A 26,817-nucleotide genomic window follows, 5' to 3' on the forward strand; every position below is an offset into this window, starting at 1 on the left:
GCGCTTTCTGCCGCCCCGTTCCTGCAGGCATCGCCTGCGAACTGTCAGGCTCCTCGCTCAGGTCACTCGTCGATGGAGGCGCTCCATCGGCTGCCCCAATCGCTTCCTTTGTGGACCTTGTCGATCTCGCGGCGGTCGCGTTTGGTGGGGCGGCCTTCTTGCAAAGTGGCAGCCGGTTCGGGGGCCAGGCGGCGCATTTCCGATGCTTTTTCGCGGGCGGCGATGCTGTCGGGGGTCTCCTGATACAACTGTTGGGCCACAGGCGCGGGGCCCCGGGCGCCGCTCAGGCCCCGCACGAGCACGGTGCGCGCCACGGGCCCTTGGCGCAGCGCCACGGTGTCGCCGCAGCGCAGGTCGCGGGCAGGTTTGGCCAGTTGGCCATTGACGGTGACCCGGCCCTTGCCGATTTCTTCCGTGGCGAGGCTGCGGGTTTTGTAAAAGCGGGCGCACCAGAGCCATTTGTCCAGCCGCATCGTCTCCATCGTGTTCATGGATGAGATTGTGCCGCCTGCATCGCCGGCGCGCTGTCAGTCAGTGGCGCAGGAAGTGGCAGGCGGACAACCGCATCCAGCCCGGTCACCTTGTGGCCCTGGACCCGGTTGGTCAGCGCAATGCTACCTTCCAACGCCTGCACGATCTCGTGGCAGATGGCCAGGCCCAGGCCACTGCCGGTGCGCACATCGCCCGCCGAGAAGGGCTGGAACAGGCGGGCCGCCAGTTCGTCATCAATGCCGGGGCCGTGGTCGCTGATCGTGAGCGCCACGTGCCGTCCGTCGCTGCGCAGGTCCACGGTCAGCTCGCTGCCAGGTGGTGCGTGCCGCACGGCGTTGTGCAGCAGGTTGCGGCTCAGCTCGCGCAGCATCCATTCGTGTGACTGCACCAGCGCGGGTTCGGTGTGGATGCCGAAGTCGAGGTCGCGCTGGGCAATGAGCGGCGAGATTTCCAGTGCCACTGCGCGCAGGACCTCGTCGAACCGGGTAGCGGGCGGCGCACTTTGCTGGCGCAGCTGCTCCACCTTGGCCAGGGCCAGCATCTGGTTGGCCAGCAGCGTGGCGCGGTCCACCGTGTCGCTGATTTCGTGCAGGGCTTGCTGTGGCTCCACATCGCCGTGCAGGGCGGATTGCACCTGGGTCTTTAACACGGCCAGCGGCGTGCGCAACTGGTGCGATGCGTCGCGCACGAAGCGCTTCTGGTGCCTCAGCAGGTGGCGCAGGCGCTGCATGACCTCGTTGGTTGCGTCCACCAGCGGTTGCAGCTCACGCGGGGCCAGGGGAGCGGCGATGGGGCTCAGGTCGCCTTCACGCCGGGCCTGCAGCTGCTGGCTGAGCTGGCGAACGGGCTGGGTGGCGCGCTGCACCACCAGCACCACGGTGAAGGCGATCACCGCGATCAGCAGTGCCTGGCGCAGCAGGGTGTTGCGCAAGATCTGAAGGGCCAGGGTCTCGCGCACTTCCAGCGTCTCGGCCACCTGGATCACCGCCATGGCCCGCCCGTGGGAGCTGGCCACCGGCTGCAGCAGCACGGCGACGCGCACATCGCGGTCACGAAAGCGGTCGTCATAGAAGTCCACCAAGGCCGCGTAGGGCGGGCGAGCAGGGATGCTGCCATGCCACATCGGCAGGTCTTCAAAGCCCGACACCATCTCGCCCTTCAAGGTCGAGACGCGGTAGAACATCTGGCTCTGGTTGTCGGCTTCAAAGGCCTCCAGCGCGGAATAGGGCACGATGGCGCGCAGCTGCGCCTCCTCGTCAAAACCCTTCACATCCAGCTGTTCGCTGATGCTCTTGGCGGATGCCAGCAGGGTGCGGTCGTAGGCCGTGTTGAGGGATGCCAGGGTCTGGTGGTACAGGCTCCAGGTGTTGAAGCCGATGAACAGCACCACCGGCAGCAAGATGCCCAGCAGCAGGCGCCGCCTTAGCGAGTGGTGGCGCACGCCTTTGGGGTTCATGTGTCGGCCCGCAGCAGGTAGCCCAGGCCACGCAGCGTCATCAACGTCAGGCCCGTGCCTGCCAGCTTTTTGCGCAGCCGGTACACCACGACCTCGATGGCTTCGTATTGCACGTCCAGCTGGCCCGGAAACACCAACTCATACAGCCGCTCCTTGGTCACCGCATGGCCGGGCTGGGCCAGCAGGGCGTGCATCAAAGCGAGTTCGCGCGGCGTGAGCTCCATCACCTCGCCGTGGAGGTACAGGGCGCCGCTGTCCTTGTCGTAGCGGATGGCGCCGATCTGCACGGTGCTGGGAGCAAGGGGCGCCACTGCGGGGTCTGCGCTGCGGCGCACCAGGGCGCGCAGACGGGCCTCCAGTTCGTCCAGGTCAAAAGGTTTGGGCAGGTAGTCGTCGGCTCCGGCGTTCAGGCCCATCACCCGGTCGCCGACGGTGCCGCGCGCTGTCAGGATGAGCACGGGGGTGCGCAGGCCGCGCGACCGGGCCTGCTGCAGCACTTGCAGGCCGTCCAGGCCGGGCAGGGTCAGGTCCAGGATGACGGCATCGGGCTGCAGCGCGGTCCACTGGCTGAGCGCCGCGCGCCCGTCGCCCACGGCTGTGACCTCCATGCCGCGCCGGGTCAGCGCGCGGTGCAGCGTGGCTTGCATGGTGGGGTCGTCTTCTACAAGGAGCAATTGCATGCGCGGCACCATAGCACCGTCTCGTCGGGCCCCGCGCATGAGTGTTTTCCCTGAGTCTGAGGACAGCCGTTTGACAGGCAGTGCGCGCATCATCGGGCGGTTCGCAAACCTTATCAGGAGACAGACACCATGCGTCGCGATACCTTTCTGAAATCCCTGGCCGCCCTGGCCGCAGCGGGTGCGCTGCCCGTCTCGGCCCAGACGGCAGCTGCCATCAAGATGATGATCCCCGCCAACCCGGGAGGAGGCTGGGACACCACCGGTCGCGCGTTGGGCAAGGCAATGCAGGACGCAGGTGTTGCCAGCTCGGTCACCTATGACAACAAGGGCGGTGCCGCCGGCGCGATCGGTCTGGCGCAGTTCGTCAACGGCAGCAAGGGCGACCCGAATGCCGTGATGGTGATGGGTGCGGTGATGCTGGGCGGCATCATCACGGGCAAGCCCCCGGTGGGCCTGGACAAGGTCACGCCGCTGGCACGCCTGACCAGCGAATACAACGTGTTTGTGCTGCCTTCCAACTCGCCTTTCAAGTCGATGAAGGACGTGGTGGACCAGCTCAAGAAGGACCCCGGTAGCGTGAAATGGGGTGGCGGCTCGCGCGGCTCCACCGAACACATCGCAGCCGCCATGATTGCCCGTGAAGTGGGTGTGGACCCGGCCAAGATCAACTACGTGGCGTTCCGTGGGGGCGGCGAGGCAACTGCCGCCATCCTGGGCGGCAACGTCACCATCGGCGGCAGCGGCTACAGCGAGTTTGCCGAGTACATCGCTGCGGGCAAGATGCGGGCCATCGGGGTCACGTCCGGCAAGCGCCTCAAGGGCGTCGAGGTGCCCACGCTCAAGGAACAGGGCATCAACGTCGAGATCGGCAACTGGCGTGGTGTGTACGGTGCTCCCGGTATCGACAAGGCCCAGCGTGACGCGCTGATCGCCTCCATCGAGAAGGCCACAAAGAGCAAGGCCTGGAGCGAGGCGCTGGCCAAGAATGACTGGACCCCCGCATGGATGGCTGGCGATGCGTTTGCCAGCTTCGTGGACCAGGAATTCGCCAGCCTGCGCGCCACCATGGTCAAGTCCGGGATGGTGTGATGACTGAAGGCAGCACCATTCCATCGCCGCGCGCGCAGACCATCGTCGGCGCCGGTGTGCTGCTGGTGGCCGGAGGCATGGCCTTCGGCGCCTTGCAGATTTCCGGCGAGGCCGGTTACGGCGGCGTCGGCCCCAACTTTCTGCCGTGGCTGTGTACCGTGGTGCTGGCCATTTGCGGCGCGTGGCTGGTGTGGGAGGCACGCACCGGCGGCTACCGCGAGATGGCCGAAGCCAGCGGGCACCCCAAGGCCGACATCGGCTCTTTCGTGTGGGTGTCTGCGGGCCTTCTGGTTAACGCCGCGCTGATCGGTACCGTGGGCTTCATCGTGAGCTGCACGATCTGCTACGTGCTAGCTGTGCAAGGCCTCCGCCGCGCAGCACGGCAGCCCCAAGCCGGCTCCGTCGGCACGTGGGTGAAGGATGTGCTGACCGGGCTGGCGATCTCGGCACCCGTGTTCTGGGCCTTCACGCAGTTTCTCGCCATCAACCTGCCGGGCCTGACGGGAACGGGCTGGCTGTAAGGCCACCCGCCTCCTCTGCCGCAGCCCGGCAAGACCCCTGACAACAACATCAAGAAGAGGTTCTGATGGAAATCTTTGATGCGCTTCTGGCGGGCTTTGCCACCGCCATCACGCCAGCCAACCTGCTGTGGGCGCTGGTGGGCTGTGCCCTCGGCACGGCCGTGGGCGTGCTGCCTGGCATCGGGCCTGCCGTGGCTGTGGCCATGTTGCTGCCCATTACCGCCAAGGTCGAGGTCACGGCCTCGATGATCTTTTTTGCCGGTATCTACTACGGCGCCATGTACGGAGGGTCCACCACGTCGATCCTGCTGAACACGCCGGGGGAGACGGCAAGTATGGTGACCGCGATGGAGGGCAACAAGATGGCCAAGAGTGGCCGCGCCGGTGCGGCGCTGGCAACCTCGGCGATTGGCTCCTTCGTGGCGGGCACCATTGCCACGGTGGTCGTGACGCTGTTCGCACCGGGCGTGGCGGAATTTGCCGTCAAGCTCGGGCCGCCGGAGTACTTCATGCTGATGGTGCTGGCCTTCACCACTGTCAGCGCGGTGCTCGGCCAGAGCGCGTTGCGCGGCATGACGGCCCTCTTTGTGGGGCTGGCGCTGGGCTGCGTGGGCATGGACCAGATCTCTGGTGCTGCGCGCTACACCGCAGGCCAGATGGAGTTGCTGGACGGCATCGACATCGTTCTGGTGGCCGTGGGTCTGTTTGCCGTGGCGGAGGTGCTCTACGCTGCCATTTACGAAGGCAGTGTGAACGAGACGCAGAACAAGATGAGCCGTGTGCACATGACCGCACGGGACTGGAAACGGTCCTGGCCCGCGTGGCTGCGCGGTACGCTCATCGGCACACCGTTTGGCTGTATCCCTGCGGGCGGCACCGAGATCCCCACCTTCCTCAGCTACGCCACCGAGAAGAAGCTGGCCAAGGGCGAGGACAAGGCCGAGTTTGGGGGCAAGGGCGCCATTGAAGGCGTGGCCGGTCCTGAGGCGGCGAACAACGCCACCGTGACGGCTGCGCTGATTCCGCTGCTGACGCTGGGCATTCCTACCAGCAACACCACGGCCGTGCTGCTGGGCGCATTCCAGAACTACGGCATCAACCCGGGCCCGCAGCTGTTCACCAGCTCGGCGGCACTGGTGTGGGCGCTGATCGCCTCGCTGTACATCGGCAACATCATGCTGCTGGTGCTCAACCTGCCGATGGTGGGTCTGTGGGTCAAGCTGCTGAAGGTGCCGCGTCCGCAGCTGTACGCAGGCATCCTGATCTTCGCCACGGTGGGCGCCTACGGCATGCGCCAGAGCGCGTTCGACCTGTTCCTGCTGTACGCCATCGGCATTCTGGGGGTGGTGATGCGCCGGTTTGACTTCCCGACCGCGCCGGTGGTGGTGGGCATGATCCTGGGCCCCTTGGCCGAGGCGCAGATGCGCAATGCCGTGGCGCTGGGCGAGGGCAGCTGGTGGATCTTCCTGCAGCGTCCGATGTCGCTGACACTGGTGTTGATCGTGACTCTGGTGCTGGTGGTTCCGCGCGTGATGCGCCGCATGGCTGCACGCAAGCTGGCGTCTTCATAGACCCCTGCGTCTGCGCACTCGCGGCGCACGCTGCACGTAAAAAAACCGCGCTCCACGGCGCGGTTTTTTGTTTTCAGCTTGGGTTGTTGTTGCAAGCCTGGCACCGGGTTGTAGATCCCGAGCCTCCCCACCAGGAGACTTGCTCAACGGGGTTGGATGATATCATAAAATGCGAATAATTCTTATTTGCAAAGTGATGCATGGATTCACTTCCCCAGGAATTTATGGCGTTGTGCCGGCAGTGGGGTGAGGCGCAGCAACGCTGCAGCAAGCTGGTGGCCGCCCAAGCAGCGCAACTGGAAGCGCTGTCAGCGGAGGTGATGCGCTTGCGTGCTGCAGTGATCATCCGGGACACGCGCCTGGCGTGGGCGCAGGATGCCCTGGCACAGTGGCAGGCAGCTCAGCCGGGCCTGCCGCGGCGACAGTCTATGGCCCGCCATATCGCCGTGCTGGCAGAGCGCATCACCGCCTTGTCGCGCGAGTGCCTGCGATGGAAGCTGGCTGCTTCGATGCCGGGTGCGTCGTCTCAGGCCCCTGCAGCACCCCAGGGCGTGCACCCATGCACAGAGGTGGCTGTCGAGGAGGACGCGCCAGCCATCAGCGACGTGGCACTGCATACCAGCCTGGCGGCCGCAGACTGGGTGATTTGCCAGACCGGCTGCATCAGCCATGACCAGTACTGGCGGGTACAGGACCATTGCCGCCGCACCGGCAAGACCTGCATCCTGATGGACCAGCCTCTGGCGGTGCAGCCGGTGCAGCCGCCGTCCGTCGTGGTGCTGCACTGGGGGCGTGCCGAGGAACGTCAGGCAGCTGACAAGGTGCTGTAAATGCCTGATGCGCATATAAATCATGCCTTGAATGCTATAAATAGAGTAGCGGACCGTTGAGGGCTACGCGCTGTGCTGCCGGTGACCTTGGCTGGGACACGGATCCGCGTGCACTGCCGCGCTACCATCCGCCCATGCCCCTTCTCACCGATGACGCCCCCGCCTTGCCGCTGGATGCCCAGGGCATTCTGGAACTGGCGGCACGCTCCATGTTCCAGCTGTTCTCCAGCGTCAGCCAGGGCATGTTCCTGGTGGACCGCAGCGGGCGCATCGTGTGGGTGAATGAAGGGTATCAGCGCTTTCTGCCGGACCTCGGGTTTTCGTCGGTGGACCAGTTCGTCGGCCGCACGGTGGAAGAGGTGATCCCCAACACCCAGATGCGCCGCGTGCTCGAAACCGGCCAGCCCGTGCTGATCGATCTGCTCACCAACAAGGCGGGTACCTTTGTGGTCAGCCGCATCCCGCTACGCGACGATGCCGACCGCGTGATCGGTGCCATCGGCATCGTGCTGTTCGACCACCCCGAGACCACGCTGCAGCCGCTGATCAGCAAGTTTGCGCTGCTGCAGCGCGACCTGGACGACGCCCGGCGTGAGCTGGCCAGCCAGCGCCGACGCAGTCTTGCCGTGGCGGGCGATGGAGAGCGGCGGTCCAAGTACACCTTTGCCAGTTTCATCGGCTCCAGCCCTGCGGCGGCCGAGGTCAAGCGCCAGGCGCGCCGTGCAGCGCAGTCCACCAGCCCCGTGCTGCTGCTGGGCGAAACTGGCACCGGCAAAGAGCTGCTGGCCCACGCCATTCACGCCGCATCGAGCCGCGCCAGCGGCCCGTTCGTCAGCGTGAACATCGCCGCCGTGCCCGACACGCTGCTCGAAGCGGAGTTCTTTGGCGTGGCGCCGGGCGCCTACACCGGCGCTGACCGCAAGGGCCGCGACGGCAAGTTCAAGCTGGCCGACGGCGGCACGCTGTTCCTCGACGAAATCGGCGACATGCCGCAGAGCCTGCAGGCCAAGCTGCTGCGCGCGCTGCAAGAGGGCGAGATCGAGCCGCTGGGCAGCAACAAGCTCGTGCCCTTCAATGTGCGCATCCTGGCCGCCACCTCGCGCGACCTGGCCGCGCTGGTGCGCGAGGGCAAGTTTCGCGAGGACTTGTTCTACCGCCTGCATGTGCTGCCTGTGCGTGTGCCGCCGCTGCGCGTGCGGCGCAGCGACATTCCTGCGTTGGTGGAGGCCCTGGGTGAAGACCTGGCCCTGCGCAACGGCACTGCACCGCCCGAGTTGCTGCCCGACGCCATGGCCCTGCTGGCGGGCCAGCCCTGGCGCGGCAACATCCGAGAGCTGCGCAATGTGCTGGAGCAGGCGGTCATGCGCAGCGACTCGCAGTCCATCGACGCCGCGCAGCTGGAGCGCATTTTGCGCGAGGCCGGCGTGGAGCCCGCCGCCCCCGCCCCGGTGCAGGACCCTGGCCACGCCACCGATGCCGACGACGAAAGCCGCTACCTGCGCCCGCTGGCCGAGCAGGTGGCCGAGCTGGAGCGCAAGGCCATTGCCGCCGCCCTGAAGGCCCATGGCGGCAACAAGCTGGCCACCGCGCGGCAGCTGGGCATCTCGCGCGCCACGCTCTATGGACGTCTGGAAAACCCTGAATAAAAATCAGACAAATGTCTAATTATTGGACATTTAATGTGTATTGAAATCAGTCAGTGTCGCCAGGGTGTCAGTAAAAGTATCTTTGAAATCAAGCACTTGGATGCTGGCACAGACTGTGCAATAAAGAAGCATCACAACAGGAGACATCGCCATGCAACGTCGCACTCTGGTCGCCCTCGCTTCCGCAGCCGTTACCGTCGCCACACTTTCTGCCCCCGCGTTTGCGCAGACCGGCGAAATCCGCATCGCCCACATCTACAGCAAGACCGGCCCGCTGGAAGCCTACGGCAAGCAGACCCAGACCGGCCTGATGATGGGCCTGAACTACGCCACCGGCGGCAGCATGACCGTCAATGGCAAGAAGCTCGTCGTGATCGAGAAGGACGACCAGGGCAAGCCCGACCTGGGCAAGAGCCTGCTGGCCTCCGCCTACTCGGACGACAAGGCTGACATCGCCGTCGGCCCCACCTCCAGCGGCGTGGCCCTGGCCCTGCTGCCAGTGGCCGAGGAATACAAGAAGATCCTGCTGGTGGAGCCCGCCGTGGCCGACGCCATCACCGGCGACAAGTGGAACAAGTACATCTTCCGCACCGGCCGCAACAGCAGCCAGGACGCCATCTCCAACGCCGTGGCCATCGACAAGGCCGGCGTCACGGTAGCCACGCTGGCGCAGGACTATGCTTTTGGCCGTGACGGTGTGAAGGCCTTCAAGGACGCGCTGAAGAACGCCAAGCTGGTGCACGAGGAATACCTGCCCACCACCACCACCGACTTCACCGCCGGTGCCCAACGCCTGATCGACAAGCTCAAGGACGTGCCCGGCCGCAAGGTCATATTCATCATCTGGGCCGGTGCAGGTAACCCGTTCAAGATCGCTGACATGGACTTGAAGCGCTATGGCATCGAGATCGCCACCGGCGGCAACATCCTGCCCGCCATGGCTGCATACAAGAACTTCCCCGGCATGGAAGGTGCCACGTACTACTACTTCGGCATCCCCAAGAACCCCGTGAACGAAGCCATGGTGGCCGCGCACTACAAGGAGTTCAAGACCCCGCCAGACTTCTTCACGGCCGGTGGCTTCAGCTCTGCCATGGCATTGGTCACGGCCCTCAAGGCCACGAACGGCGACACCAACGCCAACAAGCTCATCAAGACCATGGAGGGCATGAGCTTCGAGACCCCCAAGGGCAAGATGACCTTCCGCAAGGAAGACCACCAGGCCATGCAGAGCATGTACCACTTCAAGATCAAGGTGGACCCGGCCTTTGCCTGGGGCGTGCCCGAGCTGGTGCGCGAGATCAAGCCTGAAGAGATGCAAGTTCCGATTCGCAACAAGCGATAAACGGTTTGCGTGGCCCCGCTGGCTGACGATTGTTCAGCCCAGCGGGGATCCATCCTCGCGGGGGCGGCCGCCCCTTTTTTTCCAGTGAATTGATGCATGAACCCCCGGGTGTACACGGGGGCTGGGTCGGTTTTTCTCAAAAATTATTTGGAGACAAGACAACATGGCTTTCAATTTCATCCGGGCGGCTGCGGCAGGGGCTGCGATGGCACTGTGTGGCGTGGGCAGTGTTCACGCTGCCGTCAACCTGCCAGCACTCAAGATCGACAAGACACAGACCACGGTGTCGGGCCTGTCCTCGGGCGGCTTCATGGCCGTGCAACTGCACGTGGCGTACTCGGCCACGTTTGCCAAGGGCGCGGGCGTTGTGGCGGGCGGCCCGTTCTATTGCGCCGAAGGGTCCATCGTCAACGCCACCGGGCGCTGCATGGCCAGTCCTGCAGGCATTCCCACCAGCACGCTGGTCAGCACCACCAACACCTGGGCCAGTCAGGGAGTCATTGACCCCGTGGCCAATCTGCAGAACTCCAAGGTCTACCTGTTCTCGGGCACGCTCGACAGCGTGGTCAAAACCGGGGTGATGGACGCGCTGCGCACCTACTACAACAGCTTCGTGCCCGCCGCCAACGTGGTCTACAAGAAGGACATTGCGGCAGAACACGCGATGGTGACGGACGACTACGGCAACGCCTGCTCCACCAAGGGCGCGCCCTACATCAGCGACTGCAACTTCGACCTGGCCGGCGCCATGCTGCAGCACCTGTACGGCACGCTGAACGCCCGCAACAACGCCACCCTGCCCACCGGCAATTACATCGAGTTCAACCAGAGCGAATTCATCAGCAACCACGGCATGGCCACCACGGGCTGGGCCTATGTGCCCCAGGCCTGCCAGGCGGGCGGCACGGCCACGTGCAAGCTGCACGTGGTGCTGCATGGCTGCAAGCAGAACATCAGCGATGTGCAGCAGCAGTACGTGCGCAACACTGGCTACAACCGCTGGGCCGACACCAACAACATCGTGATGCTGTACCCGCAGACCAGCACCGCAGCCACCAACAGCTGCTGGGACTGGTGGGGCTATGACAGCGCCAACTACTCCAAGAAGTCCGGCCCGCAAATGGCGGCCATCAAGGCCATGGTGGATCGCGTTTCCAGCGGCACGGGCGGTACCACGCCCCCCGACCCTGTGGCCCTGCCTGCCCCCACGGGCGTGAGCACTTCTGGCGCCACGGCCAACAGCATGGCCATCGGCTGGGCCGCCGTCACCGGCGCGGCCAGCTACAACGTGTACCGCAACGCCAACAAGGTCAACGCGCTGCCTGTGACCGCCACCAGCTACACCGACACCGGCCTGGCTGCCTCCACCACCTACAGCTGGACGGTGCGCGCTGCCGATGCCAACGGGGCCGAAGGCGCCACATCGGCCGCTGCATCGGGCACCACGCTGGCCGCATCGGGCGGCGGCACGGCCACCTGCACTACGGCCAGCAACTATGCACACACCCTGGCCGGGCGCGCTTATGCCGCCGGGGGCTACACCTATGCGCTGGGCTCCAACCAGAACATGGGCCTGTGGAACGTGTTCGTCACCAACACGCTAAAGCAGACCAGCACCAACTACTACGTGATCGGCACTTGTCCTTAAAGTGCCGGGGCGCGCTGCCGCAGGGCAGGGCGCCCCACCCATTCCATCAATTGACTCAGACCGTGAAAGTGAACCCCCACCCATGAGCACCTTGGCCACCAAGGACTTGACCATCCGCTTCGGCGGCCATGTGGCGGTCAACGGCGTGACCTGCTCTTTCGAGCCTGGCACGCTGACCGCCATCGTGGGCCCCAACGGCGCGGGCAAGACCACCTACTTCAACCTGATTTCGGGGCAACTCAAGGCCACCAGCGGCAGCGTGATGCTGGGCGGGCAGGACCTCACGGGTCAGTCCGTCTCGGCACGTACGCATGCGGGCCTGGGCCGGGCGTTCCAGCTCACCAACCTGTTCCCTAACCTCAGCGTGCTGGAGAACGTGCGCCTGGCCGTGCAGGCCACACAAGAGGGCAAGCACCGCCGGGGCATGAACCTGTGGAGCATCTGGAGCGACCACAACGCGCTGACCCAGCGCGCCCGCGTGATCCTGCAGGCCGTGGCTATGACCGACCGGGCCGACACGCCCGTGGCCAGCCTGCCGCACGGCGACCAGCGCAAGCTCGAAGTGGCACTGCTCATGGCGCTGGAGCCGCAGGTCTACATGTTCGACGAGCCCACGGCTGGCATGAGCCATGACGAGGCGCCCGTGATCCTGAACCTGATCCGCGAGCTCAAGAAGGACAAGACCAAGATCATCCTGCTGGTGGAGCACAAGATGGACGTCGTGCGCGAGCTGGCCGACCGCATCATCGTGCTGACCAATGGCACGCTGGTGGCCGACGGCCCACCGGCCGAGGTGATTGCATCGCCCGTGGTGCAAGAGGCCTACCTGGGCGTCTCCAAGGACGCAGAGAAGGAGGCCGCATGAGCACGACGCCAACGACCAACCTGCTCGAACTCAAGGGCGTGCACACGCACATCGGCGCGTACCACATCCTGCACGGCGTGGATCTGGCGGTGCCCAAGGGGCAGCTCACCATGCTGCTGGGCCGCAATGGTGCGGGCAAGACGACCACGCTGCGCACCATCATGGGCCTGTGGCATGCGTCGAAGGGCTCCATCCGCTTTGGCGGCAAAGACATCACGGCGATGAACACCCCCGCCATTGCGGGCATGAACATCGCCTATGTGCCCGAGAACATGGGCATCTTTGCCGACCTCACGGTGAAGGAAAACATGCTGCTGGCCGCCCGCAGCGCGCGCAATGCCGCGCAGATGGACGAGGCCCGGCTGCAGTGGATCTTCAAGCTCTTCCCCGCCGTGGAGAAGTTCTGGAACCACCCCGCCGGCAAGCTCAGCGGCGGCCAGAAGCAGATGGTGGCCGTGAGCCGCGCCATCGTCGAGCCGCGCGATCTGCTCATCGTCGATGAACCCAGCAAGGGCCTTGCGCCCGCCATCATCAACAACATGATCGATGCGTTCGACCAGCTCAAGAAGAGCGGCGTGACCATCCTGCTGGTCGAGCAGAACATTAACTTTGCCAAGCGGCTGGGTGACACCGTGGCCGTGATGGACAACGGCCAGGTGGTGCATGCGGGCAGCATGGCCGCACTGGCGCAAGACGAAGAACTGCAGCGCTCGCTGCTGGGGTTGGCGCTATGAGTCGTATGAGCAATTTCAGGTGTTTTCGGGCGGTAGCGCAGGTATCTATTGCCGTGGCAGCTATTAAATATGTAGCTGATGTGCGTGGTGCGGCAGTAGCTGCTGGAGGTCGGGCATGAGCATCACCCGTGATTTCGACTGGAAGCCGCTGGCGCTGGTGCCGGCGCTGGCGCTGCTGGTGCTGCCCTTCATCGGCTCGCCCAGCACCTGGCTCACGCTCACGGTGGCGGGGCTGGCCATGGGCATGATCATCTTCATCATCGCCTCGGGCCTCACGCTGGTGTTTGGCCTGATGGACGTGCTGAACTTCGGGCACGGCGTGTTCATAGCGCTTGGCGCCTTTGTGGCCACCAGCGTGCTGGGCGCGATGGGCGACTACACCCAGAGCGCCGAGCTGTGGCGCAACCTGATGGCCGTGCTGCCCGCCATGGTGGTGGCCATGGCGGTGGCGGGGGCCGTGGGTCTCGCGTTCGAGCGCTTCATCGTGCGCCCGGTGTACGGCCAGCACCTGAAGCAGATCCTCATCACCATGGGCGGCATGATCATTGGTGAAGAGCTCATCAAGGTCATCTGGGGCCCCGCGCAGATCCCGCTGCCGCTGCCCGAGGGCATGCGTGGCTCGCTGCTGGTGGGCGATGCCGCGATTGAAAAATACCGTCTGGTGGCGGTGGCCGTGGGCTTGCTGGTGTTTGGTGTGCTGGCCTGGACGCTGTCGCGCACCAAGGTCGGCCTGCTGATCCGCGCTGGCGTGCAGGACCGCGAGATGGTCGAAAGCCTGGGCTACCGCATCCGCCGCCTGTTTGTGGGCGTGTTCGTGGTGGGCTCGGCTTTGGCGGGCCTGGGCGGCGTGATGTGGGGTCTGTACCAGCAGAACGTGGTGCCCCAGATGGGCGCACAGGTCAACGTGCTGATCTTCATCGTGATCATCATCGGCGGCCTGGGCAGCACGGGTGGCGCGCTCATCGGCGCGCTGCTGGTGGGGCTGATGGCCAACTACACCGGCTTCCTGGTGCCCAAGGTGGCACTGTTCTCCAACATCGCGTTGATGGTGGCCATTCTCTTGTGGCGTCCGCAGGGCGTCTATCCCGTGGCCAACCGCTGATGAGGAGCCGACTGACATGCTGAACCGACTTCTCTCCGGCGACTATCCGCGCAGCAAGGTGCTGGCGGTGATTCTGGTGGCCATCTTTGTGGGCCTGGCGTTCGCGCCGTTCCTCTTCCCGGGTGTCAAGGCGCTGTCCGTGGCGGCCAAGGTGCTGATCTTTGTGGTGCTGGTCGCCAGCTTCGATCTGCTCTTGGGCTACACCGGCATCGTGAGCTTTGCGCACACCATGTTCTTTGGCATCGGGGCCTACGGCATTGCAGTGGCCACCACCCGTATGGGGCCCACGTGGTCGGCGCTGCTGGTGGGGCTGGCCGGGGCGCTCGTGCTCTCGCTGTTGCTGTCGCTGGCGGTGGGGCTGTTCTCGCTGCGCGTGCGGGCCATCTTCTTTGCCATGATCACGCTGGCCGTGGCCGCCGCGTTCCAGACGCTGGCCTCACAGCTGTCGGACATCACCGGCGGCGAAGACGGCCTGACCTTCAAGGTGCCCGAGTTCCTGTCGCCAAGTTTCGAGCCGTTTGACGACCCCTTCCTGGGCGTGAGCATCGACGGGCGGCTGATCTGCTACTACCTGCTCTTCGTCACGGCTGTGGCGCTGGTGCTGGCGCTGCTGCGCATCGTCAACTCGCCCTTCGGCCGCGTGCTGCAGGCCATCCGCGAGAACGAGTTCCGCGCCGAGGCCATTGGCTACCGCGTGGTGGTGTACCGCACCACGTCCAGCGTGCTGTCGGCACTGTTTGCCACCATGGCGGGTGCCATGCTGGCGCTCTGGCTGCGCTACAACGGGCCGGACACCTCGCTCAGCTTCGAAATCATGATGGACTGCCTGCTCATCGTGGTGATCGGCGGCATGGGCACGATCTACGGCTCGGCCATTGGCGCGGTGCTCTTCCTGGTGGCGCAAAGCTACCTGCAGGATCTGCTGCGCCTGGGCAGCGAGGCCGCCTCAGGCCTGCCCTGGCTGTCTGCGCTGCTGTCGCCCGACCGCTGGCTGCTGTGGCTGGGCGTGCTGTTCGTTCTGTCCGTTTACTACTTCCCCACCGGTGTGGTGGGGCGCCTGCGCGCGGCAGCTGCGCGCAAGGTGGGGTGAGTGGCCCGGCCGCGCCGGGTGACTGGCGTGGCCTGGGTGTGTGGGTGAGCTGTGCAACAAAGACGCAAAGAAAAAACTCCAGGAGACAAGCACATGAAGATGAGCATGAAGAACCCGCGTTTTCGTCCCTTTTCTCGTCCGTTCGTTCCCGCAGTGCTGGCCGCTGCGGTGTTGACTGCCTGCGGCGGCAGTGATGGCGACAGCGCCGCACTCAACACCAAGCCCACCTACCTGGGCGCCATCAGCGAGATCACGTACGACGGCACCAGCAACGACCTGCTGACGGCTGGCCTGGGCGCCACGGGGCTAGCGGCGGCCGTGCCTCCGGCCTATGCCGACCCGCTCAAGCCCACTGCGGCCGAGCTGCGCCGCACGGCCATCCACACCAACTACCGCGCCATGCTCGACATGACGGCGGCCGGCGGCTACGGCACGCTATATGGCCCCAATGTGGACGCGCAGGGCAAGGTCACCACCGGCGAAGGCAAGGTGGCGGGCACTGAGTACATCGCGTTTGCCGATGACGGCACAGGCCGCAAGAACGTCACCCTCATGGTGCAGGTGCCTGCCAGCTTCGACCCCAAGAAGCCCTGCATGATCACCGCGACGGCATCGGGCTCGCGCGGTGTGTACGGCGGCATCTCCACCGGCGAGTGGGGCCTGAAGAAGGGCTGCGCCGTGGCGTACTCTGACAAGGGCACGGGCGGCGCACCGCACGACCTGCAGAACGACACCGTGCCGCTGATGGACGGCACACGCACCACGGCCGCCGCAGCGGGCAAGGCCGCAGCCTTCAACGCGGGCCTCACGGCCACCGAGCTGGTCGCTTTCAACACCGCCACGCCCAATCGTTTTGCGTTCAAGCACGCGCATTCGGGCCAGAACTCTGAAAAGGATTGGGGCACCACCACCTTGCAGGCCGTGGAGTTTGGCTACTACGTGCTCAACCAGCGTTACGGCGCCACCGATGCAGCGGGCCAGCGCCTCAAGACGCTGACCCCGGCCAACACCATCGTGATTGCATCCAGCATCTCCAACGGTGGCGGTTCAGCGATTGCTGCAGCCGAGCTGGACACGCAGGGCCTGATCAATGGCGTGGCCGTGTCTGAGCCCGCCATCGAGGTGCCTGCCAACCCCGGCGTCACGGTGCGCCGTGGCAGTGCTGAGGTGGCCGTCACCGGCAAGACGCTGGTGGACTTCACGACCTACGCCAACCTGTATCAGGCCTGCGCATCGCTGGCGCCGTCGGTCAGCACCAGCCCTTACGCCGCTGCTTTTGCCGCCGGCTTTGGCAGTGCGGCCCTGCCGATTGCGCCCAATCGCTGTGCCTCGCTCAAGGCGGCGGGCCTGCTCACGGCCTCCACCACGGCCACGCAGGCCGAGGAGGCTTTGCAAAAGCTGCGCGCCTACGGCTGGGAGCCGGAGTCCAACGACCTGCATGCGTCGCTGGCTGCGTTTGAAGTTGCTCCGGCGGTCGCCGTCACCTTCGCCAACAGCCTGTCGCGTGCCAGTGTCAAGGACCACCTGTGCGGCTTCAGCTACGCGGCGACAGCGGCTACGGGCGCGGTGACATCACTGGCACCCGCAGCCCTGGCTGGCATGTTTGCCACCGGCAATGGTGTGCCTCCATCGGGCGGCATCAACCTGGTCAACAACCTGGGCAAGCTGGGGCCGGCACGCGACTTCCTGTCGGTGTCGGATGCTGGCGTGGCCGACTGGAACCTGAGCGGTGCGCTGTGCCTCCGCAACCTCGTCACCGGCAACGACGCTGCTGCCAAGAAGCTGCAGGCCGGTGTGGACGAAACCCGCCGCAACGGTAACCTGCGCGGCAAGCCCGCCGTGATCGTGCATGGCCGTGCCGATGCACTGCTGCCCGTGAGCCACACCTCGCGCCCCTACGCTGCGCTGAACAAGAAGGTCGAAGGCGCCGCCAGCAAGCTCAGCTATGTGGAAGTGGCCAATGCCCAGCACTTCGACAGCTTCATCGGCTTGCCCACCGTGCTGCCGGGTTATGACAGCCGTTATGTGCCGCTGCACGTGTACCTGAACCACGCGCTCGACGCCGTGTACGACCACCTCGCCAACGGCAAGGCGCTGCCCGCCAGCCAGGTGGTGCGCACGGTGCCACGTGGCGGCACACCGGGCAGCGCCCCGGCCATCACCGCCGCCAACGTGCCGCCGCTGGCCGCCACGCCGGCTGCCGCCAACGCCATTGCCATCACGGCGGGCGCCATTTCCATCCCCGACTGACCGGGACGCTGAACGACCTATATGGAGGCCCGGGACTCGTGCACTGCCGGTGCATGTCCCCGGGCCAATCCATACGCAGTCATCACAAGGATGGAACCAATGAACACTGTGAAGAGTTGGGCACGCCGCGCGTCGGCCGCCCTGAGGTGGAGTGGCGCGCTGATGGTGGCACTGGCCGCAGGCGTTTCGGTGCCAGCGAGGGCTGCCGATGTGGTGGTGGGGCAGGTGGCCCCGCTGTCTGGCGTGCTGGCCAGCACCGGCGCGCAGATGGTGCTGGGCGGCAAGATTTATTTTGACTGGGTCAATGCACAGGGTGGCGTGCACGGCGCCAGCATTCGCCAGGCGGTGGCCGACGATGGCTACAAGGTCGCAGACACGGTGGCCCGCACCCGCGAGCTGCTGGCCAAGCCCGAGGTGGTGGCGCTCTACGGCTTTGCAGGCACGGCCAACATCACCCAGCTGCTGTCCGATGGCGTGCTGGAGCAGGGCGGCGCCGCGCTGGTGGCGCCGTACACAGGTGGCGAGTCGTTGCGCAGCCCGTTCAACCCCTGGATCTTTCATGTGCGTGCGGGTTATGTGGACGAAACCGAGCACATGGTGCAGCAGCTCACCACCCTGGGCATGAACCGCGTGGCCGTGATGTACCAGGATGACGGATTCGGCAAGGCGGGCCTGGCGGGCGTGGAGGCCGCACTGGCCAAGCGTGGCCTCAAGCTCGTGGTGTCAGCAGGCTATGAGCGCAATACCGACAAGGTGGATGACGCCGTCAAGGCCATCAAGGCTGCCGATGTGCATGCGGTCATCATGATTGCGGTGAACAAGCCTGCGGCGGCCTTCATCCAGCGCTACCGCGAGCAGGGCGGCGGCGCGCAGCTGTACAACATCTCGGTGGTGGACCCGACGGAGCTGGTCAAGCTCGCGGGCCTCAAGAACGCGCACGGCCTGGGCATCAGCCAGGTGGTGCCGTACCCCTACCGCCCGCAACTGCCCGTGGTGCGCGAGTACCAGACGTTGCTGAAGAAGTACGCGCCTGAGGCCGAGGTCAACTACACCAGCTTCGAGCAGTTTTTGGGCGCCAAGGTGCTGGTCGAGGCCCTGCGCCGCGCCGGGCCTGCGCCCACGCGCGCCAAGGTGGTGAAAGCGCTGGAGTCATTGCAAAGCTATGACCTCGGCGGCATCACGCTGGGCTATTCGCCCACCAACCGCATCGGCTCGCGCTATGTCGAGGTCACTGTCATCGGCAGCAACGGCCGCCTCATGAAATGAGCGCGGCTCAAAAAACTCTCCTGGCGTCGTTGTTGCGTCTTGCCGTACTTTCAGTACTGTCTGCAACGCAACGCCTAGCCAGGACCGCTTCGCTGAGTTTTGTGAGCCGCTACCCGTCCGCAGGTTGTTTTGTCCGCAGCCTGCATCCCTCCACCGACTCACAAGGTTGCCCACCATGACTCCGTTATCGCGCTACGCCACCTGCGCTGGCTATGAAATCCACTACATGGAGTGGGGTGCGCCGGATGCCCCGGTGGTGATCGCGTGGCACGGGCTGGCGCGCACCGGCCGCGACATGGACCCGCTGGCCGTCCACCTGGCATCGCGCTACCGCGTGATCTGTCCCGACACATTGGGTCGGGGCCTGAGCCAGTGGGCGCGCGCGCCGCAAGACGAGTACCGCCTGTCGTTCTACGCGCGCATTGCGGCCGACCTGTTTGACCAGTTGGGGATTGAGAAAGCGCACTGGGTGGGTACATCGATGGGCGGGGCCATCGGTACGGTGTGCGCATCGGGATTGTTCGAGCCGCAGCTCAAGGGCCGCATCCAGAGCCTGCTGCTCAACGACAATGCCCCGCGCCTAGCCGATGCCGCGCTGGAGCGCATCAAGGCCTATGCAGGCCATCCGCCTGCATTCGATACGGTGAAGGAGCTGGAGGCGTTCTTTCGGCAGGTATACAAGCCGTACGGCTGGCTCAGCGATGAGCAGTGGCGCCTGCTCACCGAGAGCAGCACCCGCCGCCTGCCAGACGGCCGTGTCACGCCGCATTACGACCCCGCCATGGTGCAGCAGTTCACGCACCACACCAACGACTACCTGATCTGGGACCACTACGACGCGCTCGACATTCCCGTGTTGTGCCTGCGCGGGGCCGAGTCCGACTTGGTGCTGCCAGACGTCACGGCCGAAATGTTGACCCGGGGCCCGGGATCACGCGGCCAGGCGCAGGTGGTGGAGGTGGCCGGCTGCGGCCATGCCCCGGCGCTCAATGTACCCGAGCACTACGCGCTGGTGGACGGGTTTCTGGCCAGTGCGCAAGGCGGGCAATAGCCCGTTTGCCCGTTTGCCCGTCCGCACACCCGCCCGCGCTGAGGCCGTCAGCGTGGCACGCCGGGCCCGCAACCCAGGGCTTGGCTCAGCTGCTCGGCAGGGATGGCCCAGTCGGCATCCGCCGCAATCGCCTCACGCAAGAACTTGGCCTGGGCGGGCGACCACACCGCCACATCCGGCAGCGTGAAATTGACAGCCGTCGTGCGGTGCGTTGCGATGAACGTGGTCATCGACGCCTCGTCGGACGGCAGTCCCAGTTGGTCAAACAGGTCGGACATGGTGTGAATACCGGTTTCCATGGGTGCATCCTTGGTGTGTGGGGTGAACATCGATCACGGGGCGGCTATCGCCCGCCTCCGTGGCCCAAGCGCTATTGCAGCATGGGCCGGCCCGGCGGAATGTAGGACGGTCTCGGAGTTGTTGGGCTGTCTCCATGCCGCTGAAGAACCTGTTCAAAGGCACAGGGCACAGGGCACATGAAGGGAGCTGGCCTACACCCAGTGCCAGCACCGCAGCCGCCACGCTGCAGGTGCTGCCGGGGGCTTGCCCGGGCCTTCAGAGGCCCATTTGTGCCAGCGCAGCTTGCAGGCCAGCCAGCCCACCCACACGCTGGTCGTTGATGAAAATCTGTGGCATCTGCCGCACCGAGGGGCCGCACTTGGCATAAAACGCCAGGCGCTCGGCCTCGTCATCGATCTTGATTTCTTCGTAGGGCAGCGAACGGGATTTGAGGAGCATCTTGGCCGACTCGCACTGCGGGCAGGCGGACTTGGAATACACGGTGATTTGAAGGGTCATGGTGCGAGTTTACGGGGCGTGGGGCGGGCGCCTCGGCACGGCAACTCACAGGCCCGCACCCTGACGTGGGTGGAGTGGTTTACCATTCGGTTTGTTTTGTGACTGATTGGTAATTTATGTCCTTGTTATTCCCTTGGGTGCGCCGTTCCGTGCTGCTGCTGTCCACAGCTCTGGTGCTCGCGTTGGTCGGTTGCTCCTCCACGACTCCGCCCTCCGGCATCACCCCCGTCACGCCATTTGACGTGGCACGGTACGAGGGGCGCTGGTACGAGGTGGCCCGGCTCGACCACTCTTTTGAACGTGGCATGACCGATGTGTCTGCCACCTACGAGCGCCAGAGCGATGGCAGCGTGCGCGTGCTGAACCGGGGTTTTGACACCGCCAAAAACGACTGGCGCCAAGCCGAAGGCAAGGCCAAGTTCACGGGCGATACCAACACGGCGTCGCTCAAGGTCTCGTTCTTTGGCCCGTTCTACGGCGGCTACCACGTGGCCGCGTTGGATGCCGACTACCAATGGGCGCTGGTGGTGGGGCCAGACCGCAGTTACTGCTGGATTCTGTCGCGCACCAAGCAACTGGCCCCCGCTGTGCGCGAGCAGCTCATCGCCCGCGCCCAGGCACTGGGCATCGACACACAGGCTCTCATCTGGGTGACCCACGACCGCACCGATCCGCAGCCATGAGCGCACCCATTCCCAAACTTCCCATCGCCGTCATCGGCGCAGGCCTGGCGGGCCTGTCGTGCGCACAAGCCCTGCTGCAGGCGGGGCACACGGTGCATGTGTTCGACAAGAGCCGCGGTCCCTCAGGCCGCATGAGCACGCGCCGTGCCGAAGACGCTACTGGCCCCTGGCAGTGCGACCACGGCGCGCAGTACTTCACCGCGCGCGATACGCAGTTCCGCGCTGAAGTCGCCCGCTGGCAGCAGGTCGGTGTGGCCGCACTGTGGGGCGCCCGCCTTGCCAGCTTTGACGGCACCGCGTGGACCATGCCCGCCACCCCGCTGGAGCGCTTTGTGGGCACCCCGCGCATGACATCGCCCGCTGGCTGGCTGGTGCAAAGCCTGCAGCAGGCGGGCGATAGGGCCCTTGCGCAGTGGCAAACCACCGTGCAAAAGCTGGAGCGCCATGCCGATGGCTGGGCCATTACCTCGGCCGAACACGGCCTGCACGCGCAGCACTACAGCGCCGTGCTGCTGGCCGTGCCCGCTCCGCAAGCCGTGCCCCTGCTGCAACCTGTGGCTGCCACAGGCGCCGCCGTGGCTGCCAGCGCACGCATGCGCGGCAGCTGGGCGGTGATGGTGCGTTGCCCCGCACCGGTGGCCTTGGCGTGGGACGGTGCCTTCATCAACGCCGGACCGCTGCGCTGGGTGGCGCGCGACAGCAGCAAGCCCGGCCGCACAGCCCCTGCAGGCACCGAGACTTGGTTGTTGCACGCCAGCCCCGAGTGGAGCGATGCCCACATTGAAGACACCGCCGACAGCGTGACCGCCACCTTGCTCGCCGCATTCCAGGCACTGGGAGGCCCCGCACCCACGCAGGTGCAAGCTACGGCCCACCGCTGGCGCCACGCCGACACCAAGCCCGCCCTCACGCTCGGCCACTGGTGGGATGCCGATGCGCACCTGGGCATGTGCGGCGACTGGATCAGCGGCGGCAAGGTCGAGGGCGCATGGCTCAGCGGCCAGTCGCTGGCCCGCGCCGTGGTGGGCTGATGGCGGGCTGATGGCGGGCTGATGGCGGGCTGACGGGGCCTGAGTGGCGCAGGGCAGGGCATGAGCTACACCGTCGTCTGGTTCAAACGCGATTTGCGTGTGCATGACCACGCCCCGCTGCACCACGCCGCCGCCCAGGGCCCGGTGCTGTGCCTCTACGTCATCGAGCCCAGCCTGTGGGCCCAGCCCGATGCGGCCCTGCAGCATTACCACTTTGTGCAAGAAAGCTTGCACGACCTGGCCCAGGCCCTGCAGCGGCGCGGCGCCACGCTGCAAGTGGCCGTGGGCGAGGTGGTGGACGTGCTGGCCCGCCTGCACGCGCTGGCTCCCTTCCACACCCTGGTGGCCCATGAGGAAACGGGCAACGCCCACACCTACGCACGAGACGTGGCCGTGGGGCGCTGGTGCCGCACGCAGGGCGTGGCCTGGCGCGAATGGCCCCAGCACGGCGTGGTGCGCCGCCTGCGCTCGCGCGACGAGTGGCACCAGCACTGGCAAGCCTTCATGCATACGCCCGTGGTACCCGCCCCGGCGCCAGAGGCCTTGCAAAGCCGCCCGCTGCCATGGCCCGCACAGCCCTGGCCCAGCGGGGCTGAGCTGGGCTTGGCTGCGCACGACCCACCCCAGCGCCAGCGCGGGGGGCGCAAAGAAGGCCTGCGCGTGCTGCAAGACTTTTTGGCGGAGCGCAGCCAGGGCTACCGGGGCGGCATTTCGTCGCCGCTGACAGCGCCCAGCGCCTGCTCGCGCCTGTCGCCCTACCTGGCATTGGGTTGCCTGGGCATGCGCGAGGTGGTGCAGGCCACCCAGCGGCGCCAGCAGCAACTCAAGGCAAGCACCGACTTTGGAGCTGCGTGGCAGCGCAAAGGTTTGACGGCCTTCATGAGCCGCCTGCACTGGCATTGCCATTTCATCCAGAAGCTCGAATCTGAACCCGCGCTGGAGCACCACAACCTGCACCGTGGCTACAACGGCCTGCGCGAAGGCGAATGGAACCCCGCCCACTTCGAGGCCCTGGTCGCAGGGCGCACCGGCTGGCCCATGGTCGATGCCTGCGTGGCCATGCTGCGCGAGACGGGGTGGATCAACTTTCGCATGCGGGCAATGCTCGTATCGGTGGCCTCGTACCCGCTGTGGCTGCACTGGCGGCCTGTGGGCGAATGGCTGGCCCGCCAGTTTCTGGACTACGAGCCGGGCATCCACTGGAGCCAGATGCAAATGCAGGCGGGCACCACCGGCATCAACACCACCCGCGTCTACAACCCCATCAAGCAGGCGCAAGATCACGACCCGCACGGCCAATTTGTGCGCCAGTGGCTGCCCGCGTTGCGCCGCGTGCCCGATGCCTGGCTGCTGGAGCCCTGGCGAATGCCGCCCGACGTGCAGGCCCGCTGCGGCGTGCGCGTGGGCCACGACATTGCCGTGCCGCTGGTAGACCTGGACACCGCCACCCGCACCGCCAAGGCCCGCGTGCACGGCCTGCGCGCCCAACCCGCGGTGCGCGCCGCCCAGGCCGCGATTGTGGAAAAGCACGGCTCCCGCCAGTTTCAAGATGGCGGCAGCCCGCAGGCCCGCGCCCGGGCTCGCGCACGCAACGCTGCCCAGCACCCCCAGCAGCAAACCCTGGACTTTTGAACCATGCGCATGCGCAAAAAATCCGACCTTCCGCAAAAGACCTGCCAACACTGCGGCCTGCCCTTTGCCTGGCGCAAGAAGTGGGAAAGGGTGTGGGACGAAGTGAAGTACTGCTCTGACCGCTGCCGCAGCGAGCACAAGCGCACTGACAAGTCTTCAGGGGAGGGCGCCGCATGAGCACCGTGCTGTTCTGGTTCCGCAACGACCTGCGCCTGCACGACCAACCCGCGCTGCGTGCAGCCCTCACCAGCGGTGCCACGCACCTGCTGCCCGTGGTGTGCCTGCCCGCGCCGGATGAATCCACACCTTGGGGCTTTGCCCGTGTGGGCGCACACCGCCGGGCCTTCACGGCCGCTGCGCTGTGCGGTCTGCACCAACAGACGAGCGCAATGGGCAACCCGCTGCTCGTCTGCCAGGCCCCACCCGCCACCGCCTTGCCGCAACTGGCCCAGGCGGTGGGGGCCACCACCGTTGTGTGCGAAGACATTGCCGCCCCCTACGAACAGGCCGAGGTGGCTGCACTGCGCGCCGCTGGCCTGCAGGTGCGCACCGTGTGGCAGAGCAGCCTGCTGCCCCCGTCGCGGATGCCTTGGCCTGTAGACCAGTTGCCCGGCGTGTTCACCAGCTTTCGCCAAAAGGTGGAGCGCGCAGGCATCACCCCCGCTACGCCACTGCCCGCGCCTACCCAACTGTTGCCCCCGCCCGATGTGCCCGCACCCGTGCTGCAGGCCGTGGGGGCAGAGCAGGGCGCTGCCAGCATCCAGCTACCCGCGCCGCTGCAGGGCAGCGATGCCCGCTCGTCCTTCCCCTACGGCACGCCTGGCTGTGATGGCAGCGAAGCCGCCGCGCTGGCCCACCTGGCGCAGTACCTGGCCCGCAAGCTACCCCACAGCTACAAGGACACGCGCAACGGGCTCATGGGGCTGGATTACTCCAGCAAGTTCTCGCCCTGGCTGGCCACGGGTGCGCTGTCTCCGCGCCAGATCTATGCCGACTTGAAAGCCTTTGAGCGCGACCACGGCGCGAACGATGGCACCTACTGGCTGTGGTTTGAGCTGCTGTGGCGCGACTACTTTCGGCTGCTGCACCTGCAATACGGCGCAGCGCTGTACCGGGCGCGGGGGCTGTCAAAACTGCCGCCCGCCCCACACAACCCACGCGGCTTTGATCGCTGGTGCCGGGGCGATACCGGCCAGCCCCTGGTCGATGCCGCCATGCGCGAGCTGGCCGCCACTGGCTATCTGAGCAACCGCCTGCGCCAGGTGGTTGCCAGCTACCTCATCTACGACCTGCGGGGCGACTGGCGCGCGGGCGCTGCATGGTTTGAATCGCAACTGGTGGACTACGACGTGTACAGCAACCAGGCCAACTGGCTCTACATCGCCGGGCGCGGCACCGACCCGCGCGGGGGCCGCCGCTTCAACCCCATCAAGCAGGCGCAAGACCATGATGCCGATGGCAGCTACCGCCGCCTATGGGGCACGGCATGAGCACGCAGCAACCCCGCACTCATACGTTGCGCCTGCTGCTGGGCGACCAGCTCAACCCCGAGCATTCATGGTTTACCACGCAGGACGACGGCGTGGTCTATGTGCTGATGGAAGTGCGGCAAGAAACCGACTACGTGCTGCACCACGCGCAAAAAATCCTCGCCATCTTTGCCGCCATGCGCGACCTGGCCCGCCACCTGCGCGAGGCCGGGCACCGCGTGCGCTACGTGGCGATTGACGACGCCAGCAACCGCCAGTCCATCCCCGCCAACCTGGCCGCCCTCATGGCGCACTACGGTGCGCACACGCTGCAATACCAGCACCCCGACGAATGGCGGCTGGACGAGCAGCTGCGCACCTGGGGGGCAGAGCAATCCTATGAAGTGCAGGCCGTCAGCAGCGAGCACTTCTACACCACCCGCACCGAAATGGCCGAGGTGTTCAAAGGCCGCAAGCAGTGGCTCATGGAGCACTTTTACCGCCGCATGCGCCAGCGCCACAGCGTGCTGATCGACGAGGCGGGCGAACCCGAAGGCGGGCAGTGGAACTACGACCATGACAACCGCAAGCCCTGGCCCGGCACACCGGCACTGCCGCCAGACGCCCGCCCCACGCACGACCACAGCACCCTGTGGGCCACCATCCAGGCCGCAGGCGTGCAAAGCTTTGGCAACCCGCAGGCCCACGCGCTGCGCTGGCCGCTGAACCGGGCTGAAGCGCTGGCCTGGCTGGACCACTTCATCGCCACCACGCTGCCGCACTTTGGCGCGTATGAAGACGCCATGAGCACCAAGAGCGCGCGGCTCTTTCACTCTCTGCTGTCCTTCGCGCTCAACACCAAAATGCTGCGCCCGCACGAAGTGGTGCAACGCGCCCAGGCTGCGTACCACGCAGGCACCGCACCGCTGCCTGCGGTGGAGGGCTTCATCCGCCAGATCCTCGGCTGGCGCGAATATGTGCGCGGCATTTACTGGGCCCACATGCCCGGCTACGACGAGCGCAACGCCCTGGGCCACAGCATGCCGCTGCCGGATTGGTTCTGGACGGGCAAGACCAAAATGCGCTGCATGCAGCACGCCGTGGGCCAGTCGCTAGAGCATGCGTACGCCCACCATATCCAGCGCCTCATGGTCATCGGCAACTTTGCGCTGCTGGCGGGGCTCGACCCCGCTGCCGTGCACCGCTGGTACCTGGGCGTGTACATCGACGCCTTTGAATGGGTGGAAGTGCCCAACACCGTGGGCATGAGCCAGTTTGCCGACGGCGGCCTGCTGGCTACCAAACCCTATGTGAGCAGCGCCGCCTATATCGACCGCATGAGCGACTACTGCAGCGGCTGCCACTACGACAAAAAGCAAAAAGTGGGTGAGCGGGCCTGCCCATACAACGCGCTGTACTGGGACTTTTTTGCGCGCAACGAGGGCACGCTGGGCAACAACTTCCGCTTGGGCATGGTGTACCGCCAGTTGCAGAAGATGCAGGGTCCGCAGCTGGAGGCGCTGCGTGAGCATGCGGCCAGTCTGCGAACTAGACTCGAAGCGCTTTGA

General features: G+C 65.9%; 25 protein-coding genes. 20 read left to right on the top strand and 5 right to left on the bottom strand.

Annotation, left to right across the window (positions count from 1 at the left end):
• Positions 1-62 precede the first annotated feature (62 nt).
• Genes DNK89_RS16850 through DNK89_RS16860 form a run of 3 tightly spaced genes read right to left on the bottom strand, consistent with a single transcriptional unit; the run spans position 63 to position 2,628 of the window.
• A complete protein-coding gene (locus tag DNK89_RS16850; RefSeq protein ID WP_110961054.1) occupies positions 63-491 on the bottom strand; it encodes an RNA-binding S4 domain-containing protein in 429 nt (142 codons plus the stop codon).
• Entirely contained in the window at positions 488-1,948 is a 1,461-nt protein-coding gene (locus DNK89_RS16855) for a sensor histidine kinase (protein WP_110961055.1), read from the bottom strand. The genes DNK89_RS16850 and DNK89_RS16855 overlap by 4 nt, the downstream gene beginning before the upstream one ends.
• The gene (locus tag DNK89_RS16860) at positions 1,945-2,628 is read right to left on the bottom strand and encodes a response regulator transcription factor (protein WP_060987090.1); all 684 of its coding nucleotides are present in this window, start codon (positions 2,626-2,628) and stop codon (positions 1,945-1,947) included. The genes DNK89_RS16855 and DNK89_RS16860 overlap by 4 nt, the downstream gene beginning before the upstream one ends.
• Positions 2,629-2,757: 129 nt before the next feature.
• Here DNK89_RS16860 and DNK89_RS16865 point away from each other — a divergent pair, with 129 nt between their 5' ends.
• The 14 genes from DNK89_RS16865 to DNK89_RS16930 all read left to right on the top strand — a co-directional run bounded on the left by DNK89_RS16865 (position 2,758) and on the right by DNK89_RS16930 (position 19,636).
• On the top strand, positions 2,758-3,717 hold the full coding sequence (locus tag DNK89_RS16865) for a tripartite tricarboxylate transporter substrate binding protein (RefSeq protein ID WP_110961056.1): 960 nt from the start codon (positions 2,758-2,760) through the stop codon (positions 3,715-3,717).
• Positions 3,717-4,238, top strand: coding sequence for a tripartite tricarboxylate transporter TctB family protein (locus DNK89_RS16870; protein WP_110961057.1), 522 nt, complete (start codon positions 3,717-3,719; stop codon positions 4,236-4,238). The genes DNK89_RS16865 and DNK89_RS16870 overlap by 1 nt, the downstream gene beginning before the upstream one ends.
• 65 nt (positions 4,239-4,303) lie before the next feature.
• The gene (locus tag DNK89_RS16875) at positions 4,304-5,809 is read left to right on the top strand and encodes a tripartite tricarboxylate transporter permease (protein WP_110961058.1); all 1,506 of its coding nucleotides are present in this window, start codon (positions 4,304-4,306) and stop codon (positions 5,807-5,809) included.
• 200 nt (positions 5,810-6,009) lie between these two features.
• Positions 6,010-6,639, top strand: a complete 630-nt coding sequence (locus tag DNK89_RS16880) for a DUF2325 domain-containing protein (protein ID WP_110961059.1) — start codon at positions 6,010-6,012, stop codon at positions 6,637-6,639.
• A 134-nt stretch (positions 6,640-6,773) separates the two neighbouring features.
• Positions 6,774-8,285 carry a sigma-54-dependent Fis family transcriptional regulator gene (locus DNK89_RS16885; protein WP_110961060.1) on the top strand — a complete coding sequence of 504 codons (1,512 nt, stop codon included), beginning with the start codon at positions 6,774-6,776 and terminating at the stop codon, positions 8,283-8,285.
• A gap of 151 nt (positions 8,286-8,436) precedes the next feature.
• Positions 8,437-9,630 carry a substrate-binding domain-containing protein gene (locus DNK89_RS16890; protein ID WP_110961061.1) on the top strand — a complete coding sequence of 398 codons (1,194 nt, stop codon included), beginning with the start codon at positions 8,437-8,439 and terminating at the stop codon, positions 9,628-9,630.
• Positions 9,631-9,793: 163 nt separating this feature from the next.
• Positions 9,794-11,278: a PHB depolymerase family esterase gene (locus DNK89_RS16895; protein ID WP_110961062.1), complete on the top strand. Its 1,485-nt coding sequence runs from the start codon at positions 9,794-9,796 to the stop codon at positions 11,276-11,278.
• 82 nt (positions 11,279-11,360) lie between these two features.
• Positions 11,361-12,143, top strand: a complete 783-nt coding sequence (locus tag DNK89_RS16900) for an ABC transporter ATP-binding protein (RefSeq protein ID WP_015014949.1) — start codon at positions 11,361-11,363, stop codon at positions 12,141-12,143.
• Positions 12,140-12,877, top strand: coding sequence for an ABC transporter ATP-binding protein (locus DNK89_RS16905; protein ID WP_110961063.1), 738 nt, complete (start codon positions 12,140-12,142; stop codon positions 12,875-12,877). The genes DNK89_RS16900 and DNK89_RS16905 overlap by 4 nt, the downstream gene beginning before the upstream one ends.
• A 115-nt stretch (positions 12,878-12,992) precedes the next feature.
• A complete protein-coding gene (locus DNK89_RS16910; protein WP_056640195.1) occupies positions 12,993-13,979 on the top strand; it encodes a branched-chain amino acid ABC transporter permease in 987 nt (328 codons plus the stop codon).
• A 16-nt stretch (positions 13,980-13,995) separates the two neighbouring features.
• Positions 13,996-15,069: a branched-chain amino acid ABC transporter permease gene (locus tag DNK89_RS16915; RefSeq protein WP_015014946.1), complete on the top strand. Its 1,074-nt coding sequence runs from the start codon at positions 13,996-13,998 to the stop codon at positions 15,067-15,069.
• Positions 15,070-15,162: 93 nt separating this feature from the next.
• On the top strand, positions 15,163-17,319 hold the full coding sequence (locus DNK89_RS16920; protein ID WP_110961064.1) for a D-(-)-3-hydroxybutyrate oligomer hydrolase: 2,157 nt from the start codon (positions 15,163-15,165) through the stop codon (positions 17,317-17,319).
• 99 nt (positions 17,320-17,418) lie between these two features.
• Positions 17,419-18,585, top strand: a complete 1,167-nt coding sequence (locus tag DNK89_RS16925) for an ABC transporter substrate-binding protein (RefSeq protein ID WP_056064584.1) — start codon at positions 17,419-17,421, stop codon at positions 18,583-18,585.
• 175 nt (positions 18,586-18,760) lie between these two features.
• On the top strand, positions 18,761-19,636 hold the full coding sequence (locus DNK89_RS16930; RefSeq protein ID WP_110961065.1) for an alpha/beta fold hydrolase: 876 nt from the start codon (positions 18,761-18,763) through the stop codon (positions 19,634-19,636).
• Positions 19,637-19,683: 47 nt separating this feature from the next.
• Here DNK89_RS16930 and DNK89_RS16935 read toward each other — a convergent pair whose 3' ends face one another.
• Complete coding sequence (locus tag DNK89_RS16935; RefSeq protein ID WP_015014942.1) at positions 19,684-19,935, bottom strand: DUF2789 family protein; 252 nt, start codon at positions 19,933-19,935, stop codon at positions 19,684-19,686.
• 256 nt (positions 19,936-20,191) lie between these two features.
• A complete protein-coding gene (locus DNK89_RS16940) occupies positions 20,192-20,434 on the bottom strand; it encodes a glutaredoxin (protein ID WP_110961066.1) in 243 nt (80 codons plus the stop codon).
• A gap of 116 nt (positions 20,435-20,550) precedes the next feature.
• Between DNK89_RS16940 and DNK89_RS16945 the strand changes: the two genes are divergently transcribed.
• The 6 genes from DNK89_RS16945 to DNK89_RS16970 are packed head-to-tail and all read left to right on the top strand — an operon-like array spanning position 20,551 to position 26,817.
• Entirely contained in the window at positions 20,551-21,117 is a 567-nt protein-coding gene (locus DNK89_RS16945) for a lipocalin family protein (RefSeq protein WP_110961067.1), read from the top strand.
• Entirely contained in the window at positions 21,114-22,148 is a 1,035-nt protein-coding gene (locus DNK89_RS16950; RefSeq protein WP_110961068.1) for an NAD(P)/FAD-dependent oxidoreductase, read from the top strand. Before DNK89_RS16945 ends, DNK89_RS16950 begins: the two co-directional genes overlap by 4 nt.
• A 60-nt stretch (positions 22,149-22,208) precedes the next feature.
• Entirely contained in the window at positions 22,209-23,780 is a 1,572-nt protein-coding gene (locus DNK89_RS16955) for an FAD-binding domain-containing protein (protein ID WP_110961069.1), read from the top strand.
• Positions 23,781-23,789: 9 nt separating this feature from the next.
• On the top strand, positions 23,790-23,957 hold the full coding sequence (locus DNK89_RS16960; protein ID WP_370220932.1) for a DUF2256 domain-containing protein: 168 nt from the start codon (positions 23,790-23,792) through the stop codon (positions 23,955-23,957).
• Positions 23,954-25,270, top strand: coding sequence for a DASH family cryptochrome (locus DNK89_RS16965; RefSeq protein ID WP_110961071.1), 1,317 nt, complete (start codon positions 23,954-23,956; stop codon positions 25,268-25,270). The genes DNK89_RS16960 and DNK89_RS16965 overlap by 4 nt, the downstream gene beginning before the upstream one ends.
• Positions 25,267-26,817, top strand: coding sequence for a cryptochrome/photolyase family protein (locus DNK89_RS16970; protein WP_110961314.1), 1,551 nt, complete (start codon positions 25,267-25,269; stop codon positions 26,815-26,817). The genes DNK89_RS16965 and DNK89_RS16970 overlap by 4 nt, the downstream gene beginning before the upstream one ends.

It is taken from the genome of Acidovorax sp. ST3 (genome assembly GCF_003231145.1).
Taxonomy (GTDB): domain Bacteria; phylum Pseudomonadota; class Gammaproteobacteria; order Burkholderiales; family Burkholderiaceae_C; genus Acidovorax.

Excerpts from the sequence above, each read along its gene's own strand:
- DNK89_RS16850 (WP_110961054.1), bottom strand. The coding sequence starts at position 491 with ATGAACACGATGGAGACGATGCGGCTGGACAAATGGCTCTGGTGCGCC.
- DNK89_RS16855 (WP_110961055.1), bottom strand. The coding sequence starts at position 1,948 with ATGAACCCCAAAGGCGTGCGCCACCACTCGCTAAGGCGGCGCCTGCTG.
- DNK89_RS16860 (WP_060987090.1), bottom strand. The coding sequence starts at position 2,628 with ATGCAATTGCTCCTTGTAGAAGACGACCCCACCATGCAAGCCACGCTG.
- DNK89_RS16865 (WP_110961056.1), top strand. The coding sequence starts at position 2,758 with ATGCGTCGCGATACCTTTCTGAAATCCCTGGCCGCCCTGGCCGCAGCG.
- DNK89_RS16870 (WP_110961057.1), top strand. The coding sequence starts at position 3,717 with ATGACTGAAGGCAGCACCATTCCATCGCCGCGCGCGCAGACCATCGTC.
- DNK89_RS16875 (WP_110961058.1), top strand. The coding sequence starts at position 4,304 with ATGGAAATCTTTGATGCGCTTCTGGCGGGCTTTGCCACCGCCATCACG.
- DNK89_RS16880 (WP_110961059.1), top strand. The coding sequence starts at position 6,010 with ATGGATTCACTTCCCCAGGAATTTATGGCGTTGTGCCGGCAGTGGGGT.
- DNK89_RS16885 (WP_110961060.1), top strand. The coding sequence starts at position 6,774 with ATGCCCCTTCTCACCGATGACGCCCCCGCCTTGCCGCTGGATGCCCAG.
- DNK89_RS16890 (WP_110961061.1), top strand. The coding sequence starts at position 8,437 with ATGCAACGTCGCACTCTGGTCGCCCTCGCTTCCGCAGCCGTTACCGTC.
- DNK89_RS16895 (WP_110961062.1), top strand. The coding sequence starts at position 9,794 with ATGGCTTTCAATTTCATCCGGGCGGCTGCGGCAGGGGCTGCGATGGCA.
- DNK89_RS16900 (WP_015014949.1), top strand. The coding sequence starts at position 11,361 with ATGAGCACCTTGGCCACCAAGGACTTGACCATCCGCTTCGGCGGCCAT.
- DNK89_RS16905 (WP_110961063.1), top strand. The coding sequence starts at position 12,140 with ATGAGCACGACGCCAACGACCAACCTGCTCGAACTCAAGGGCGTGCAC.
- DNK89_RS16910 (WP_056640195.1), top strand. The coding sequence starts at position 12,993 with ATGAGCATCACCCGTGATTTCGACTGGAAGCCGCTGGCGCTGGTGCCG.
- DNK89_RS16915 (WP_015014946.1), top strand. The coding sequence starts at position 13,996 with ATGCTGAACCGACTTCTCTCCGGCGACTATCCGCGCAGCAAGGTGCTG.
- DNK89_RS16920 (WP_110961064.1), top strand. The coding sequence starts at position 15,163 with ATGAAGATGAGCATGAAGAACCCGCGTTTTCGTCCCTTTTCTCGTCCG.
- DNK89_RS16925 (WP_056064584.1), top strand. The coding sequence starts at position 17,419 with ATGAACACTGTGAAGAGTTGGGCACGCCGCGCGTCGGCCGCCCTGAGG.
- DNK89_RS16930 (WP_110961065.1), top strand. The coding sequence starts at position 18,761 with ATGACTCCGTTATCGCGCTACGCCACCTGCGCTGGCTATGAAATCCAC.
- DNK89_RS16935 (WP_015014942.1), bottom strand. The coding sequence starts at position 19,935 with ATGGAAACCGGTATTCACACCATGTCCGACCTGTTTGACCAACTGGGA.
- DNK89_RS16940 (WP_110961066.1), bottom strand. The coding sequence starts at position 20,434 with ATGACCCTTCAAATCACCGTGTATTCCAAGTCCGCCTGCCCGCAGTGC.
- DNK89_RS16945 (WP_110961067.1), top strand. The coding sequence starts at position 20,551 with ATGTCCTTGTTATTCCCTTGGGTGCGCCGTTCCGTGCTGCTGCTGTCC.
- DNK89_RS16950 (WP_110961068.1), top strand. The coding sequence starts at position 21,114 with ATGAGCGCACCCATTCCCAAACTTCCCATCGCCGTCATCGGCGCAGGC.
- DNK89_RS16955 (WP_110961069.1), top strand. The coding sequence starts at position 22,209 with ATGAGCTACACCGTCGTCTGGTTCAAACGCGATTTGCGTGTGCATGAC.
- DNK89_RS16960 (WP_370220932.1), top strand. The coding sequence starts at position 23,790 with ATGCGCAAAAAATCCGACCTTCCGCAAAAGACCTGCCAACACTGCGGC.
- DNK89_RS16965 (WP_110961071.1), top strand. The coding sequence starts at position 23,954 with ATGAGCACCGTGCTGTTCTGGTTCCGCAACGACCTGCGCCTGCACGAC.
- DNK89_RS16970 (WP_110961314.1), top strand. The coding sequence starts at position 25,267 with ATGAGCACGCAGCAACCCCGCACTCATACGTTGCGCCTGCTGCTGGGC.